Here is a 16,685-nt window from a genome sequence, read left to right as displayed (position 1 = left end):
AAATACACTTGGAGGTATAAAATGGAAAAAAAGTGGTGGAGTAAAGCAATGGATTGGCTGGCAGTGCTAATATTCATTGTGATTATGCTGACATGTTGGATAAATAAGTCAATGCAGGATGTCTTTTTGTGGTATGCGAATCTAATCTTTTTTGTTTCGTTAGCATTGCTGTTTTTTAGTCAGGTTAACTGGTGGGAAAGACTACAAAATAGGGATTATGAATTGTATTTAGTAGTAATCGGATGTATATTGGCGGTGGTGAACCTGGTGCTGGCTCACTCGCATATGGGAGCTATTTTCACAATTGCAGATTTCCTTTTGATGCTGTACTTGGCAGACAAGGTAAAATTTTCAAGAAATATGGTGTTAAGTCTGACGGTTATTTGTGCGGCGGTTGTGTTGTATTGGGTATTTTACAAACGTGCATCATATGGAAACGTGGATTTTAATTCCAATGGGGCATCTAGAATTGTCTATACGGCTGCAGTTTTCTGGTTGTATGGAATGCGATGGCTTTTAGGAGATCATGACAAAATAGGAGAACGTAGCTGGAGTGGGCTGTTCGTTTTGGCAATGGCGGTTATCCTTTGGCAGGCGGTTCGCTTGGATGCAAGAGGAACTGTGCTTGGGGTGATAGCAGCAGTTGGAATGTATTTTTGTTTTCCAAAGAAGCGCTGGAGTGTATATCTGATATTGGCGTGTTCGTTATTATTTCCGCTGGGATATTTGCTTATATCAAAGCTGGGGGTTATGACGGCTGTTAGATTTGCTGGAAAGAAGGTAATGAGTGGACGTGATGTGATCTGGTCTGCCTTTGGCGAATTGTATATTCAACATCCAATTATCGGAGTTGGTTCAGATTTTGAACGTTTAGTTCCGCAGCTCCATTACAAGGAAGTACATCATGCATTGTTGGATCTCTTGTTTGTACATGGTGGTTCAATGTTTTTATTTGCACTTTATTTCTTTGTAAAACGTTTGAGAGGTTTATTTGAAACAGGCGATGATGTGAAATGGTGGACCCGTTCAGCGATGGCGATTAGTATTCTCTATGGCATGATTATAATGGGAACATTTGAAAATTACTATATTGTTGCGCCATGCAGCACGGTCTTCTTTTTAATTTTAGTATTGGAACATCAAAAAAGAACAGAAAAGGAGAATGGCGTTGAAGAGAGATGACAGCCTCTTATTGACGGTGTTTACGCCAACCTATAATCGAGAATTTTTATTAAAGCGGGCGTATGCTTCTTTATGTGCCCAGGTAAATAAGAAATTTGTCTGGCTGATTGTGGATGATGGTTCGACAGACGGAACGCGGCAGCAGATTGAACGATGGAAGCTGGAAGCAGATTTTGAAATTTGCTATGTCTATCAGGAAAATGGTGGAAAAATGCGGGCACATAATAAAGGGGTTATGCAGACGAATACGGAATTGTTTGTGTGTCTGGATTCGGATGATAGTTTGACTCCGAATGCAGTGAAGACTATATATGAGCAATGGGAGGAAATACCAGAAGAAGTGCAGAGGCAATATGCGGGGCTGATCGCTTACAAAGGTCGGGATGAGGAATATACGTTGAATGGAGAATTGTTCCCAGAGGTGGAAGCGGATTCTCTGACTGGTCTGGAGCAGAAAGGATTTCAAGGAGAGTATGTTTTGGTATTTCGCACGGCTGTACTTCGAGAATTTTTGTTTCCAGAGTTTGAGGGTGAAACATTTGTGCCGGAGGCGGTTGTATATGATCGGATTGATCAGAAGTATTGCTATAAGGTAGTGCCGCAAATTCTTATGATTTGTGAATATCAGCAGGATGGATTGACCAGGCAGATTCAAAAACTGAGGCGGGAGAACCCGCAAGGGTGGCTGCTTTACTATCAGCAGCGGATTTCGCAGACTAAAAAGTCGTTATTACGTTATAAATATCAGGTACATGCGGTTTGTTTTGCCTGTAAGCTTAAGAAGTCTGTGAAAGAGGCGGTGCCGGGGACTCGTCTAGAGCGCTTGGCAGCGGTACCTGCAGCTGGGCTGTTGCTTTGTATGGGACGTTTGTGAAAATCAGGAGTATAGAGAATCAATGAATGATAAAATGAAACATTTAGGGAACTGGGGGAGTGCAGTCTTATGGGCATGGCTGCTTTTGGCATGTTGGTCATGCCTCTCATTTCCAGATTTTTTTATTTCAAATACGGCATTGTCGGTATTTCTTATTTTAGTAATTCAGATATTGCTTTTTTCGGATATCAAGAAAATGATATTGTTAAGAGATAAGGAATGGAATTATGTATGTATTATTTTAATGGTTACGATCATTTGTCTGTTTTTGGCAGATTCGAAGCCAGGGGCATTTTTTACAATATGTAATCTTGTGCTGCTGTTATATATGAGTGATCGCTGGGAATGGGAATTTGGTCCACAGTGTATTATGATGTGTGCCTGTGTACTGGCGTACCTACAATGGCTTTTTTGGCCTTTTCTGACAACAGAACAGCGAAATCCAAACATGGCGGGCACCGTGATTGCCTTTTTGACTTTTGTGCTGCTGACATTTCTGGAACGTTGGGTGCAGAATGAAATGGCGCGGAATGTTCTGGAAATCGCATTGCTTATAGTGTCGGCAGGACAGTTGCTTTTATACCATGGAAGAGGAATGGCATTGGCATTGCTATTTTTTACAGTGATGAAATATTTTGTTCCATCAGCATGGTGGGAGAAAGAAAAATTGTATAAATTAGCATTTGGAATTTTGACGGTGGGGTCAGTGATTTTTACAATTTTATATGTTGCTGCATGGAAAGTAATAGACCCAGATAGAGTGATTCGAATTTTTGGAAAGCGTTTATTTTCGGGGCGTGAATCGATTTGGCTGGAATTTTTGGAGCGCTTCATAAAACATCCTTTATGGGGGACGGGCACTAATTTTACAATTAAGAGTTGGGTTGATTTTAATGTACACAATGCGATGCTGGATATTTTTGTGATTCATGGTGTAATCGTTTTTGCATTAGTTGTAGCATATATCTGGTGGAAAATGGAAAAATTGTACCGCATACATCCTAGAAATCATTTGTTTATTACTGCGATAGCCGGTGTGATGGCGGTCTTCTGGGAAAGCGTAACTGATATGGATCTGCTCTGGACCCCAGAGTTTATGATATGGTCTTTGATATTAGTTGTTTTGGCATCCGATCCGGATAAGATACAGGAGAAAAAGGAATGACTTCAGAAACAAAACGACGTCTTTATACATTGCTGGTCACAGCTGTTAATGTGATTGTACAGGTACTATTGGTCGGCTATGTATGGTGGCGCTACTACAATTCGATGATTCGAATCGCATTCTGGGTAAAGGGGCACATCTACATTATGTCCCTCTATGCCATTGTGCTTCTTCTTTTCATGCACATCTACGGCGCGACCCGCGTCGGATATTTTAAACGCTGGGATGCGATGTTATCGCATCTGTTTGCGACGATCTGTGCGAATGTGTTCTTTTATGCGGAGATCGCACTTCTGGCGTACAAGTTTCCGACGGTGAAACCGCTTCTGGCAGCGACGGTGCTGGCGTTTGTGTTTGAGCTTGTCTGGCTGAAACTTGTGCTGCACTGGTACCGGCTTTTGTTCCCGCCACACAAGGTTCTTCTGGTGTATGGACGGGAGAAGGAGCAGGAGGCGCGGGAGAAGCTGGCGGAGCGCCGGGATAAGTTTCAGGTGGTGAAGGCGGTTTCGGCGGATGAGATTGAGACGGTCGCTTTGGAGGATCAGGTAGATATATATGATGCAGTGATGCTCTGGGATATCCCGAATGCCGCACGAAACCGGATTTTGAAGAAGTGTTATGGAAAGCGTATCCGCATTTATACAATGCCGAGTTTGTCTGACCTGATTTTATCGGGTGCGGAGATGATGCACTTTTTTGATACGCCGCTGTTTTTGATCCGGGGCGAGGCGCTTTCGATCGATCAGAGGATCGTGAAGCGGGCGATGGATATCGTGATGGCGGTACTGCTGCTTCTGGTTTTATGGCCGTTTATGCTTCTGACGGCGCTTGCAATCTATCTATATGACCGGGGACCGGTTCTGTATAAGCAGACCCGGTGTTCCCTGTATGGAAAGGAATTTTCGATTTACAAGTTCCGCAGCATGATCACGGATGCAGAGAAGGATGGTGTGGCGCGCCTGGCGGGCAAGTTGGATGACCGTATCACTCCGGTTGGCAAGTGGATCCGGAAGACGCGTCTGGATGAGCTGCCGCAGCTTTTCAATGTGCTGAAGGGCGATATGTCGTTTGTAGGTCCCAGACCGGAGAGACCGGAGCTGGTGCGTGAGTATGAGAAGGACCTCCCGGAATTTGATTACCGGATGCACGTGAAAGCGGGATTGACCGGATATGCACAGATCTACGGCAAGTACAATACAGTTCCGTATGACAAGCTGAAGCTGGATTTGTACTATGTGGAACATTATTCGCTGTGGCAGGATATTCAGCTGCTTATATTGACGACGAAGATTGTATTTTCACCAGACAGCACGGAGGGTGTGAAGTAGGATGGTTAGTATCGTGATGCCTGCGTATAATGCGGCCAAGTATTTGAATGAGTCGGTGGAATCGGTTGTACATCAGACATATGGGGACTGGGAGCTTTTGATTCTGGATGATGCTTCTGAGGATGGAACGGCGCAGATGGCGACGGAATGGATGCAGCGAGACGCCCGGATCCGGTATGTGAAAAATGAGGAGAATCTGGGCGTGGCGGCGACGCGCAACCGGGGAGTTGCACTGGCGAAGGGCGAATGGATTGCTTTTCTGGATAGCGATGATGCCTGGGAGCCGGAGAAGCTGAATCGGCAGCTGGAGACGGCTAAGCGGCAGCAGAGTTCGTTTTTATTTACCGGTTCTGCGTTTATGGATGAGATGGGAAAGCGGCTTGATTATATTCTCACGGTCCCAGAGCGGATCGGCTTTGGGGAGCTGGCGAAGCAGAATGTAGTTTCCTGCTCTTCGGTATTGATTCGAAAAGAGCTGATAGCGGTGTATCCGATGCAGGGGCGCCGGATTCATGAGGATTTTGTCGTGTGGCTGCGTATCCTTAAGGAGCGGAAGATGGAAGCGGTCGGCGTAAATGAGCCGCTTTTGATTTACCGGCTGAGCGCGGCTTCGAAATCGGGGAATAAATGGAAAGCGGCAGGGATGAACTGGCGTGTGTACCGGGAGATTCAGCTGCCGTTTTTGCTTTGCTGCTATTATCAGTGGTGCTATGCGGTAAGGGGGCTTAAGAAGTATGCGGGGATCCGAAAGAGCCGGAGAATTTCTGGGCATGAGCAGGTGTGACAGGAGAGGCTGAATGAATGAGATAAAAAAATTGATTAAGAGTACCGGAATCTATTTTCTCGGGACGATCGGGACGAAGCTGGTATCATTTTTGCTGCTTCCTCTTTATACGGCTTATATTGCGCCGGAGGCATACGGGCGTTATGATTTGAACATCAATTATGCGACGCTGTTTGCCTCCTTCTTTTTTCTGGACATCTGGACGGGTATCATGAAGTTTTTCTTTGAGCAGGAGTCAGACCGGGAGAAACAGAACGTGGTTTGCAGTGGAACGGTGATTTTCCTTGGTTCTTCGGTGCTGTATCTGGCGGCGATGATTCTGTTTGGAATCTGGAACGGGATGGAATATCTGCCGGGCGTGATTGCGTATGGTTTTTTTATGGTGCTGCAGAGTCTGTATGGATATCTGGCGAGGGCGTACGGGCATAATGCTTTGTTTGCAACCTCGGGAATCGTGGCGACGCTGGTGAATGCGCTTTTGAATGTGTTCCTGATTGTGGTGGTTCGGATGGATTACCGGGCGCTTTATATTTCGTATGCAGGTGGAATTCTGGTTCAGTGTGTGATGCTGGAACGCAGGGTAACGCTTTTGCGGGCGTTTCGGGGACATTGCATGACGAAGGAGATGATCCGCCAGCTGTTTCGTTTTTCTTTACCGCTCTGTGTGAATTCGCTCTGCTACTGGCTTTTGACGGGATATAACCGGATTATCCTGACGAACCGGCTGGGGGAGACGGCGAACGGGTATTATGCGATCGCGGCAAAGTTTGGCGGGACGCTTCTGATTGTCTCGTCCTGCTTTTCGATGGCGTGGCAGGAGCTGGCGTATGGAAAGTACAGTCGGGATCAGGACACGGGCCGTTTTTATGAGGCGGCGACGGAGAATTGCATTCAGGCGCTTCTTTATGGCTTTTGCGGGCTGATTCCGGCAATCTCGGTGGTGTTTCCATTTCTGGTGGACGCAAGTTATGAGGGGGCGCGGAATCTGGTGCCTTTAAGCATGGCGGCGACGCTGGCGGGGATTCTTTACACGTTTCTGGGAAATATCATCAGCACGTACAAGCGCAATGATTTGATGTTTGTATCGACGCTGGCGGCCTGCGTGGGGAATATCGTCAGTATGCAGGTTTTTGTCGGCGTCCTAGGGATTCAGGCGGCGAATCTGTCTCTGCTTTTAGGGTATCTGGTCAGCGACTGGATGCGGATGCGGACGATCCGGCGTGAGGTAGTCTATCATCCGGGATGGAGGTACTGCTTTTTTCTGCTTCCGCTGGCAGTTATTTCGGTTATGATATATTTGGCATGCGGCTTGTGGATGAATCTTTTGATGTTAGCGGTGGCTGGCATATGTGCATTACATTTTGTCCTGAAGTTTGTTTCGATTCACAGATAGAAATGTTTTATGATAGCTATCTTAGATGATGGAAGAAAGCGATAGAATTTTAAGCTTTATAAGACTGGAATGCGGGAAAGAGGCTGAATGCTGGTTGTTTCGGCGGGTGACTTATGATAAAATAAAGAGGATTGTGACTGCGGAGAGATAAAGCGGCTGCGATCGATAACGGACGTGGTAGTTTGACCGCGTGAGAAAGAGATAAAACGATAAATATTCAACGGGGAGACAGAACATGGAATCAAATAATGGATATGGTCAGGAGCTTGATTTAAAAGACCTGATGTTTGCGATTCTTCGGAAATGGAGAACGGTGTTGCTGGTGGCAATCGTGCTGGCGGTTGTACTGGGCGGTGGAAAGGCACTTCAGGCACTCCGGGCCTCGCAGGATGTCGAGACACAGACAGAGGCGAAGGATGAGTATGAGCGGGAGCTTGATTCGTACACGACGGCGAAGGAGAGCGGTGAGCGTGAGATTGAAAATATCAATGATGATATCGAAGCGCAGCAGACGTATATGGATGAATCGGTTCTGATGAAGATGAGTCCGTATGATGTCTGTGAGGCGAGCGCGGATCTGTTTATCAAGACGGATTATCAGGTTATGCCGGGGATGGTATATCAGAATGCGGATTATACAGACAGTATTTTACAGGCCTATCAGTCGGCTGTGACGAGTGTAGCGCTGCAGGAAAATGTGGCCAAGACGGTGTCTCTGGAACCGCAGTATCTGAAAGAACTGATTTCGGTGAAACGCGGCAGCTTTACATCTGGTACGGCTGCGGATGGTACAGCTGGATATGCACGGTATACGAATCTGCTTACCATTAAAGTCCGCTATAGTGACAAGGAGAAAGCCCAGGAAATCCTGGATGGTATTTTATCGAATGTGACTGGTTTACAGGAACAGATTGCAGCAACGATTGGACCGCACACGGTCAGCATAGTGAATCAGGCAGTGGGGTCTACGGTTGATATGGATCTGGTAAAACAGCAGAAAGATGCCAGAGATCAGCTTACCGATCTTCAGCAGTCTCTCTCAGATAAGGAAGCTGCTTTGAAGGAACTGAAAGAACCGTCTGCACCATCATTAGGTAAAAGCGCTGCGGTAAAAGCAGGTGTGAAGTATGCGGTGTTAGGCGGTGTGCTGGGTGTTTTTGTGGTGGCATTCTGCATCAGCGCAGTGTTTGTGATGAGCGATAAAGTATATGCGGCGAAAGATATTCGCAGACGCTATGACCTGGATCTTTTAGGTACAGTAGCAGCTTCGGATAAGAAGCTGGGGGCACTGGATGCTTGGCTGGCGCGTCTGGAAGGACGCAGGGTGGACAAAGATGCAGCTAAAAATGGTGCACTTCTGGCAGCAAATGTGGAAAACTATGCAGGAGAACACAAGAAGCTGTTGATAACAGGCCTGGTATCGGAAGAACGGCTGAAGGATATGGTTAAGATACTTCAGAAGACGCTGGAAGGCTATGAGCTGACCGCAGGCGCGAATATGCTTGAGGACGCAGAGACGCTTAAGAAACTGCCGGAGTGTGAAGGCGTGGTTCTGGTTGAGCAGACAGGTGTGTCGTCTTATGTGGATATGACGCAGGAGATTGAGAAGATTAAGAGCATGGGTAAGGCAATAGTGGGCTGCATTGTGGTTGAAGGTTAAGAGAGTGGAATAGAGGTTTTGTGATGGGATCCCCTGGCGGTTTGGCTGGGGGATTTCTTCACAAAACCTTTCCAGAAAAAGAAAGGAAGCCGGTTAACTGTTGCATTTATTGAAGAAGAAAAGGACTTCCTCATGCCATTACCTGCTTCCCCGTATGAAACGGCTGAATATTCGTAAAGGGTGAAAGATTATATATTACGATGGCAGCTGTGATGGCAGCTATAATATTAGGTTGGGAGTGGCTGTGTAATAAAAAGGTGGATAGTATGATTGAATTTTCTACCTTTTCGGCGGTTATTATTGAGAGTATTTTAGTCTTTGTTGTTAGCCGGCTGCCCAGTAATGTTCTATGCAAAAACATCTATGTCTCAAGGTGAAATAGAAGCAGCATTTTATGAAAGAAATAATCAGATTAAAAAAGCACCCGGGCAGTACGGCTCAGATGCGGATAAAAAAGAGATGGAAACAGACGGAGATAAATTAGTCTGGATTTCTGTAAGTGAACTTCCGGATTGGGATGTATATTCGGATGTAATCCGATGCAGAAAAAATGGAAAAGAGGAGTATTTAAAAATGGTTCCATCGGCATCCGCCTGCGTTGAGATGCTGAAAGAATATATGAATTTGTAAAAGGTATTTTTGCTGATTACTATAAAATTGGAACTTATGAGGGAAATCGGGAAGAAAGAACCATCGGAGGTATCCTATGCAGAGTACATTAATTCGTTTTACGGACAGCAAGTTTGCTGATTCTTATAGGACAGGAGATTTGTATCTGTCATCCATATCAAGTTTTTGGGATCTTACGAAGGATAGACTGCCATATGCTCCAGAGCTTGTTAAGCTGCCGGAGGCGGAGATACGAAAAAGATTAAAGGAGAAAGGTGCAGCGGAAGGAAGACAGGATTTTTCGGAAGGTGTTATGGCACAGATACCCAGAGATAAAATTTCTCAAGTATTTGGCGATATGAGAGATCATGTTATACATGATGTGCGTTTCAGATTATCGGCATATAAATATTGCAATATCCTTTGTTTTTTTAGGATTGATGCGGAGGATAGTTTAACCGGTTTGCTGGATGAGGAGAATGTAAGCTATCTTGCGAAAAACATGGGAATTATGATTACACCGGAAGAATTGACGTCTGATGCAGAGCTGGGGCGGGAGCTGGCTGATAGGGTGAGCTTTAAAAATGCTGCGTTGTCACCGCATCTGACGCATACAGTGCAGCTTCCATCCGTTTCTATGAATGACTTTGGTGATACGGTTATAGTGATTAAGAATGAGGTGGAGTTTCGAAGAAGAATCATAGCTGCTGTGAAGCAGTTGGGCGATCATTGTATCATGGGAGATATTCGTTATCATGAGTTGGAGGATAGAGTGGATCCATCCACATTAAGTAAGCATTGTGTTTCATTGGTATCATCCGGATGCGATGATAATAAAGAATTAAGTAAAAATTGGCTTTCGGAGAATGGAACATTCGATGTTTCTATGCTTGATGGAATAGAGGATATTTATTGGAGAGGCTGTCTTGATAAATATGATCGATTTGCAAAGCAAAAGGAATGGAGAGTCTGCTGGCTGCCTTCAGAATTGAATTATGAAGCGAAAATACTTCATGTGGGGTCATTGGAGGATATCATAGACATAGTACCGACAAAAGATATTAGAAGGTATTTACTTAAAAAGTATTCCGGATATGTTCCGGGAATAATAACAAATAATAGAAGAACCATAGCTGGGACGGAAAGCTACGGGGCATTTAAAACGCGTATGAGGGATATAGATGGTACAGGAGAATTTGTGATGGAAATTGGATAGAAAGAACACCGGGACAATCTTGAAGGTTTTCTGAGAAAGAACCGAACGGAGACGATAGAAATGGGCATATTTGATATATAAAAGGTAATTTGATTAAAGATATATTGAAATGAACGGAGGGGCGTATGAAATTAGGTTTTTTATTTGGGGCTGGGGCTGAAGTTGGATATGGATTACCATCGGGAGGTAAATTTGCTCTTGATATTTTTCGGTATGATACAAGTAAAAGTAAACAAGCCTTTAAAAAAATGAGAGATAACGTAAAAACAACAACCAGATATGCAACGAAATGGTTGCCGAATGGATTTAAAGATAAGAATATAAGTTCATTTGGAAAATCAGTTTTTCAAAATATCATAAAAGATACAGTAGAGCATAACAGGAAACAGATTATAGAACGGATTAATGATTTTGATAAAATTGCAGAAAATGAAGCGGAACAATTAAAAAAAGAGGGAATAGATATTAATGCAGTATTAGAAAGTAGTCTTCAAACAGAACTTGACAATGTTCATTTGAGTCAGGATATATCTTTTATAAAAGAATTCAGTGATGGAAATAAACTATTTGATAGTATGTATTTTTCTGCATTGCTATTAATTTATAAGAATAAAGATTTTTCTTCTGAAGTTGAACGGAGGGAGTTAGGGAAAATCTTACTTTCAATTATGCAGCTGCATATAGGAGCATTAAGCGAATCCCTTACAAGAAAAATTAATGATGGTGTGTTCGAAAAGAAAGACGATGAAATTGATATTTTTGATGATATAGGTGAGATTATCCAATTGAATTATGCATCGTCAGGATTGAGCGGTATGGAGTATTTGCTAGAAAAACAAAAGGCGAATACAACGACACAAGCCGGGCAGGTTTTACGATTTGCACAAAATATCATTGAGGCGCTCTATGCGGTAGTGTTGGATTACAAATCATTGATTGATTCAAATTGGCATTATTTGTATAGTCCGGAATCTGACTGGGCTAAGTTTTGTAAGATATGTATTTTCCTATTGAATGTTAGAAATTATATTTCAGAAATTGCTGAAAAAGCAAATCCATGCACGAAAACAGGATATTATCATGTATTAAAGGATGCATTGGATGCAAATATGTTTGAAATATCCATGATAGCGACAACTAATTATAATGAATTCATTAAAGATATTTTAAAGCAGGATATTGCATTTTTAAATGGTTCTACAGAATTGTGGTATGATCCGTATATAAACAGGATTGGTACAAAAGAAGCCCTTACTGATGTGGAAAAGCATATATTAGTTCCTTTAATGTTTACTCAGAGTGGAACAAAGCCTATGACATCAATAGATATGTCTGTCCGGTATGTTGAGACGTATCAAGCATGGAGAGAGTCTGATGCAGTTGTCGTAGTAGGCTTTGGTTTTGGTACAGATGATGAACATATTAATGGAATTATTCGTACCCTTCTTGATATTGATAATAAAACAATTATTATTATAACTCTTGATCAGCCTACAGATGATGCGACACTTTCAAAGGAATACGCACAGAAATTAAAGACTTTGAAAGCCGATCAAATTAAAATTTTGAGAGTTAATGAAGTGGGTCAGGTAATAGGGACGGAGAAAAAATGGACAGAGGTTCTAAAGGGGTAGAATTCAAGATGTGTACCTCCTTTAAAATGAGGATACATCATATATTTTTATCCGCATACTTTTTTCAGATATACCATGCGTAACGCTATAAAACAATGAAATGTGCGGATAACAAAAGTCTGCGTGTGCGGATACTCCATAGATCCGTCTGTCCATAAGATCGAGCCGAAACACCCAGTGTGATTTTTGTACAAAACAGAGAACCCATTATACAGGCGAATGAAACGACCCTTAAAGTGAACCGGGATGGCCGAAAGGCCGGATCATCCAGCTATATGTGGGGCTACATCACCGGAGAATATGATGCCAGTGGGAAAAGATCGAGTATCTTCTAATAGAATTGCTTGAAAGGGTTTCTCAGAAAAAGGACAGCACGTTCTCGCTGGAGGATCTTAGGCCGTGGTCACTGAAGCTACCAATGACCTGCCGCAAGATAAAATAAAACATTGGAGCCGCCTCAAAAAGGCGGCTGGTTTTAGTGGCAGGTGTGTGGTTTATCATTTACCAGGGGGATTTTGCTATGCTAAATTTTTTACTTGACAAGTGTGAATAAAAGTGAGATTATGACAATATAATGACATGTCACTAAAAAGGAGGAATCTATGGCAGGAAGATCAATTCAGGGTAGTGAAGCACTTGCAACAAAGATAAAGAGTAGAAGAAATGAACTTGGCCTGACGATCGAGGAAGCTGCGTTAAAAGCGGGAGTGGGAACGAAAACATGGAGCCGGTATGAAGCGGGAGAATCGATCCGTATGGATAAGTGCAAAGGGATTTGTAAGGCATTAAACTGGCATACATTTCCAGATGAGGAAGTGGATGAACGAATTGAGACGGATGAGTATCGGGAGCATAGGGCGTGGTCGAGCTTTTTGGAAAAGAATTTTGGTTCCAAAGCAGCGATGTGTTTTGCGGCAGGCAGCGATATTTTATGGGATAATATTAACCAGGATATGGAAGAACTGGCGGCTATGCCAAAAGGTTCTCATATTGGACAGCTGGGAGTTTCTTGGTTGAAAGAGGGTCTTCCAGAGCAGTTTTTAGTGCATTATAATTATGAGTTCTTATACCGGATGAAATGTGTTCTGTATGAGATGATTGAGTGGGCGCATGAAGGAAGTGATATGAAAGCGCACACGGTTTTACAGGAGCTAATACTTTATCTTTGTAATGAAGAGGCAGAAACGCTGATAGAAATGTGCGGAGGATTAGATGAGGCGGAAAAAGAGGAGGATCTGGACTCGGAGGATTGGGTGTTTGACCTGCTGGATGATGAGGATATTATAACATTTCTCTATTCGAATCGATATTTGGCAGAGGATAATATATATCATTTTTCTCATTGGGATGAACGGCAGTTTTGGGTGGATTCAGAAGCATAAATTAGAAAGCGGGTGTAGGGATGCTCGAAGAAATGAGCTGGGAAAAAGTATATGAATTATGGAGGCACGGGAGTTATTATTTTCCGGAAAGTTTATCAGAACCATTGAAGGCTGAACCAGTTTTTGTCAAATATGCTCATTCAGGTCGATATATATACGGTTATGACTGGCTTCAGAAAGAGATAGGAGAACAAAGAAAAGAATTGATTGCGAAAGACCCTGCGCAATTTTTAGTTTCGCCATTATCAACGAATAAGGGAACGATTCAGACTGCGCAGATGCTGATAGAAGCCAAGGATGAGGAGGAACGGGCCGCGATATGGATTGTAGCAACAGCAGCAGAATTGATGGATACGGGGTTAGAAATCAGCACGAGTCGTTATTTGTGGAGATTAAGGGATGCGGCGCTGCTATTTCTTAAAGAGCGTTATATATTATGGCATCATGCAATGAAAAAATTAGTTCCAGAGATTATGATTCCATATTCTGTGTTGGGCAGTATACAGTGTGATCGAGAAGAAACAGCTATGGGATTAATTCAGATGAATGTTTTGATGCTGAAAGCTACTTACATGCTGTTGAGATATTCATCAATAAGTGAGGAGAAAATCGAAAGGGAAAAGGTGGCTGAGAGGAAAAGCTTACGGCTAGATGAGTGAAAAAGGAGAAAACCAACATGTACGATTATTTAATAGTAGGCGCCGGCCTCTACGGTGCCGTATTCGCCCATGAGGCAAAGAAAGCGGGCAAGAAGGTGCTGGTGATTGACCGCCGCCCGAATATCGCAGGTAATGTATATACGGAGCCGGTGGAGGGCATCCAGGTCCACAAGTATGGCGCACATATTTTCCACACGAATAATAAGGAAGTGTGGGAGTATGTCAACCAGTTTGCGGAGTTCAACCGCTTTACGAATTCACCGGTGGCGAATTACCACGGCGAGCTGTATTCCCTGCCGTTCAATATGTATACGTTTAACAAGATGTGGGGTGTCGTGACTCCGCAGGAGGCAGCGGCGAAGATCGAGGAACAGCGCAAGGCAGCAGGCATCACGGAGCCGAAGAACCTGGAAGAGCAGGCGATCAGCCTGGTTGGCACGGATATTTATGAGAAGCTGATCAAGGGCTATACACAGAAGCAGTGGGGAAGAGAGTGCAAGGATCTTCCGTCCTTTATCATCAAGCGTCTTCCGGTTCGTCTGACCTTTGACAACAACTATTTCAACGCCCTGTATCAGGGAATCCCGGTTGGCGGCTATACGAAGATGGTTGCCAATATGCTGGACGGCATCGAGGTTCGCCTGGAAGAGGATTATTTTGAGAATAAGGTTGATTGGGATGCGATGGCAAAGAAAGTAGTTTACACCGGCGCGATCGATGCGTATTTTGAGTATTCGTTGGGCGTTCTGGAGTATCGTTCCGTGCGCTTTGATACCGAAGTGCTGGATATCCCGAATTTCCAGGGCAATGCGGCAGTGAACTATACAGATGCGGAGACTCCGTGGACGCGTATTATCGAGCATAAATGGTTTGAGTTTGGTAAGGATGCCGATGGCAATGATCTGCCGAAGACGGTCATCAGCCGTGAGTACAGTTCGGAGTGGAAGTTAGGCGATGAGCCGTACTATCCGGTCAATGATGCGAAGAATGGTGCGCTGTATGAGAAGTACAAAGAGCTGGCCAAGAAGGAAGAGAAGGTAATCTTTGGCGGCCGTCTGGGCGAGTATAAGTATTATGATATGGATGCGGTGATTGCTTCGGCGTTGGAGCTGGTGAAGAAGGAGCTGTAGGAGAATTTTTGATTTTTATCTGGATCGGCGGATGGTTTCGGAATCATGAAATGGATGGGAAGCTATTTGCTGATTCAGATAAAATGGTGAAATGAAAATTGCAAATTTTTAAATTGCTAAAAAATTGTAATTTCGCTTGAATCTTACGGATTATAATGTTATATTATATATAAAGGATGCCACCGATAGACGGTTTGGTTCCCTAGTGATTAAGACAAGAAAATAGCCGCAATCGTGTCAGGATGGGCGGCTATTTTTTTGCGCTTTTTTCTACATCTTTGCCAAGTGAATATCCGGCTTTGAAACAAGTTGCGCCGAAACTCAAAATCGCTAGTACAATTCCAATGATTTCCATATGGCATCCCTCCTCTCAGGTAGATTCCCTTGCAGGTATCTATGTAATCAGAGGGTACGCAGCCCTCTGAAAGAGGACCAAGCCGCCTACCGTGTTATGGTGACATCCATAGATTGATTGTATCACATTTCTTTTAAATTCGAAAGTTTTTTTGCACTGTTTAAATAAAAAAATGCACATATTATTTTTGCGTGGGCATCAATTTCTCCAAATCCTCCATCATTCTCCCCAAATCCCGTTCCACCACTTCATACACCAGCACATCCGGCTTATTTTCGTTCAAAAATTCCGGCTCGAATGCCTGCCAGTGATAGAAATCGGTATGCGCGAAGTATTTCGGCAGTCCTGCCAGTAGGGCAGTGCCGAAGGAGTCGCGGTAGATCGTGATGCGTCGCGGGTCGGGCGCCTGGTCTGCTGAGATGTGGGCGATGTTGCCATCGTCGGTGGCACTGTCGTAGTGGATGGTTACATTGTTTCGGTAACCGGATACATCCGCTTTGGTATCGTCGCACATGGATTCTGGCATGTGGAACAGGTTTGCCAGATCGCCCGGATCGCGTGGCTCATAGGCGACAGTGACGTCCTCGATCGGCGTGGAGGTACCGCCTGCGGCGTCAATGAGCTGCCCGGAGACGAGAAAACCGGCGGCATCGTTCCAGTGGGTATCGGTTTTGAAATACCACTGGTAATCCCGGCGTTTTTTGAGTTCCGGATATGGATCGATGATGGGAACGCTTGTATGCGCATTCAGGTAGTCGATCAGTTCATTGCGTCTTGTTGGTCCGCCGGGGGCTTTGAAATCGTCTGGAAGATATTCGCTGTAGATGCCTTCTTTGTTGGGCGCACACAGGAAGATAAATTCGGTTCCCTGTTTTTCCCAGGCATCGTGAACGGTCTGGAGTTTTTCGGCCAGCATGCGAAGTTCTTCGGCGGAGAAACGGTTGGTGCCGAGGAAGTCTTCAACGGAGCTTCCGAGGGTGTAAAAATACCAGCCATCTTTGCCGGTGATAACATCCTGGGAATCTCCGAACTGGAACAGGGAGAGATTCAGGCGGGCATTCAGGCTTAAGAATCGGTTCCGGAACGCCGCGTGGTCATCGATCCAGTCTTCGACATCGGATGGCCAGGTATCGATGGTCTCCAACGAAAAGGCCGGAAAGGAAGCCAGGCTCCGGTTTTCTCCGGTGCCCTCGTCCGCCTCTGTTTTTAGAAGCGGAAAGAGCAGGTTGGGCGCCAGGATACAGAAGAAAAAGGCGCCGATCATGAGATGGGTTCGTTTCATAAGTGGTAAAACCTCGTTTATAAAATGGTTAA

15 protein-coding genes are annotated in these 16,685 nt (G+C 44.3%); 14 read left to right on the top strand and 1 reads right to left on the bottom strand.

The features are described 5' to 3' along the window. The first annotated feature begins 21 nt into the window (after nucleotides 1-21). The 14 genes from PG862_RS02040 to glf all read left to right on the top strand — a co-directional run bounded on the left by PG862_RS02040 (nucleotide 22) and on the right by glf (nucleotide 15,016). On the top strand, nucleotides 22-1,182 hold the full coding sequence (locus tag PG862_RS02040) for a hypothetical protein (RefSeq protein WP_270706297.1): 1,161 nt from the start codon (nucleotides 22-24) through the stop codon (nucleotides 1,180-1,182). Beyond that, nucleotides 1,169-2,056: a glycosyltransferase family A protein gene (locus PG862_RS02035; RefSeq protein WP_270706296.1), complete on the top strand. Its 888-nt coding sequence runs from the start codon at nucleotides 1,169-1,171 to the stop codon at nucleotides 2,054-2,056. The genes PG862_RS02040 and PG862_RS02035 overlap by 14 nt, the downstream gene beginning before the upstream one ends. Nucleotides 2,057-2,078: 22 nt before the next feature. Continuing rightward, entirely contained in the window at nucleotides 2,079-3,221 is a 1,143-nt protein-coding gene (locus PG862_RS02030) for an O-antigen ligase family protein (protein ID WP_270706295.1), read from the top strand. Beyond that, entirely contained in the window at nucleotides 3,218-4,549 is a 1,332-nt protein-coding gene (locus PG862_RS02025) for a sugar transferase (protein WP_270706294.1), read from the top strand. Before PG862_RS02030 ends, PG862_RS02025 begins: the two co-directional genes overlap by 4 nt. Before the next feature lie 16 nt (nucleotides 4,550-4,565). Next, nucleotides 4,566-5,333, top strand: coding sequence for a glycosyltransferase family 2 protein (locus tag PG862_RS02020; protein ID WP_408639987.1), 768 nt, complete (start codon nucleotides 4,566-4,568; stop codon nucleotides 5,331-5,333). A 13-nt stretch (nucleotides 5,334-5,346) separates the two neighbouring features. After that, nucleotides 5,347-6,726, top strand: coding sequence for a lipopolysaccharide biosynthesis protein (locus PG862_RS02015; RefSeq protein ID WP_270706292.1), 1,380 nt, complete (start codon nucleotides 5,347-5,349; stop codon nucleotides 6,724-6,726). Nucleotides 6,727-6,961: 235 nt separating this feature from the next. Next, entirely contained in the window at nucleotides 6,962-8,386 is a 1,425-nt protein-coding gene (locus PG862_RS02010; protein ID WP_270706291.1) for a hypothetical protein, read from the top strand. A 342-nt stretch (nucleotides 8,387-8,728) separates the two neighbouring features. After that, a complete protein-coding gene (locus PG862_RS02005; protein WP_118637702.1) occupies nucleotides 8,729-9,016 on the top strand; it encodes a hypothetical protein in 288 nt (95 codons plus the stop codon). A gap of 76 nt (nucleotides 9,017-9,092) precedes the next feature. Further along, nucleotides 9,093-10,211 carry a hypothetical protein gene (locus PG862_RS02000; RefSeq protein ID WP_270706290.1) on the top strand — a complete coding sequence of 373 codons (1,119 nt, stop codon included), beginning with the start codon at nucleotides 9,093-9,095 and terminating at the stop codon, nucleotides 10,209-10,211. Nucleotides 10,212-10,336: 125 nt separating this feature from the next. Then, on the top strand, nucleotides 10,337-11,845 hold the full coding sequence (locus PG862_RS01995) for a hypothetical protein (protein ID WP_270706288.1): 1,509 nt from the start codon (nucleotides 10,337-10,339) through the stop codon (nucleotides 11,843-11,845). 179 nt (nucleotides 11,846-12,024) lie between these two features. Next, nucleotides 12,025-12,180, top strand: coding sequence for an IS66 family transposase (locus PG862_RS01990; RefSeq protein WP_118637710.1), 156 nt, complete (start codon nucleotides 12,025-12,027; stop codon nucleotides 12,178-12,180). Nucleotides 12,181-12,447: 267 nt separating this feature from the next. Next, nucleotides 12,448-13,227: a helix-turn-helix domain-containing protein gene (locus PG862_RS01985; RefSeq protein ID WP_270706287.1), complete on the top strand. Its 780-nt coding sequence runs from the start codon at nucleotides 12,448-12,450 to the stop codon at nucleotides 13,225-13,227. Between the two features lie 32 nt (nucleotides 13,228-13,259). Beyond that, nucleotides 13,260-13,886, top strand: a complete 627-nt coding sequence (locus tag PG862_RS01980) for a hypothetical protein (protein WP_270706286.1) — start codon at nucleotides 13,260-13,262, stop codon at nucleotides 13,884-13,886. A 17-nt stretch (nucleotides 13,887-13,903) separates the two neighbouring features. Continuing rightward, on the top strand, nucleotides 13,904-15,016 hold the full coding sequence (glf, locus tag PG862_RS01975) for a UDP-galactopyranose mutase (protein WP_270706285.1): 1,113 nt from the start codon (nucleotides 13,904-13,906) through the stop codon (nucleotides 15,014-15,016). A 536-nt stretch (nucleotides 15,017-15,552) separates the two neighbouring features. On the opposite strand, the gene PG862_RS01970 is transcribed toward glf, so the two are convergent. Then, nucleotides 15,553-16,653 carry an alginate O-acetyltransferase AlgX-related protein gene (locus tag PG862_RS01970; protein ID WP_270706284.1) on the bottom strand — a complete coding sequence of 367 codons (1,101 nt, stop codon included), beginning with the start codon at nucleotides 16,651-16,653 and terminating at the stop codon, nucleotides 15,553-15,555. Nucleotides 16,654-16,685: the final 32 nt, after the last annotated feature.

The organism is Clostridium fessum (assembly GCF_027698965.1).
Taxonomy (GTDB): Bacteria; Bacillota; Clostridia; order Lachnospirales; family Lachnospiraceae; genus Otoolea; species Otoolea fessa.
This window is presented reverse-complemented; position numbering and strand designations above follow the sequence as displayed.

Coding starts and splice junctions, on each gene's coding strand:
- PG862_RS02020 (WP_408639987.1), top strand. CDS start 4,566: ATGCCTGCGTATAATGCGGCCAAGTATTTGAATGAGTCGGTGGAATCG.
- PG862_RS02030 (WP_270706295.1), top strand. CDS start 2,079: ATGAATGATAAAATGAAACATTTAGGGAACTGGGGGAGTGCAGTCTTA.
- PG862_RS02010 (WP_270706291.1), top strand. CDS start 6,962: ATGGAATCAAATAATGGATATGGTCAGGAGCTTGATTTAAAAGACCTG.
- PG862_RS02015 (WP_270706292.1), top strand. CDS start 5,347: ATGAATGAGATAAAAAAATTGATTAAGAGTACCGGAATCTATTTTCTC.
- PG862_RS02025 (WP_270706294.1), top strand. CDS start 3,218: ATGACTTCAGAAACAAAACGACGTCTTTATACATTGCTGGTCACAGCT.
- PG862_RS01995 (WP_270706288.1), top strand. CDS start 10,337: ATGAAATTAGGTTTTTTATTTGGGGCTGGGGCTGAAGTTGGATATGGA.
- PG862_RS01970 (WP_270706284.1), bottom strand. CDS start 16,653: ATGAAACGAACCCATCTCATGATCGGCGCCTTTTTCTTCTGTATCCTG.
- PG862_RS02000 (WP_270706290.1), top strand. CDS start 9,093: ATGCAGAGTACATTAATTCGTTTTACGGACAGCAAGTTTGCTGATTCT.
- PG862_RS01980 (WP_270706286.1), top strand. CDS start 13,260: ATGAGCTGGGAAAAAGTATATGAATTATGGAGGCACGGGAGTTATTAT.
- PG862_RS02040 (WP_270706297.1), top strand. CDS start 22: ATGGAAAAAAAGTGGTGGAGTAAAGCAATGGATTGGCTGGCAGTGCTA.
- PG862_RS01985 (WP_270706287.1), top strand. CDS start 12,448: ATGGCAGGAAGATCAATTCAGGGTAGTGAAGCACTTGCAACAAAGATA.
- PG862_RS02005 (WP_118637702.1), top strand. CDS start 8,729: ATGTTCTATGCAAAAACATCTATGTCTCAAGGTGAAATAGAAGCAGCA.
- glf (WP_270706285.1), top strand. CDS start 13,904: ATGTACGATTATTTAATAGTAGGCGCCGGCCTCTACGGTGCCGTATTC.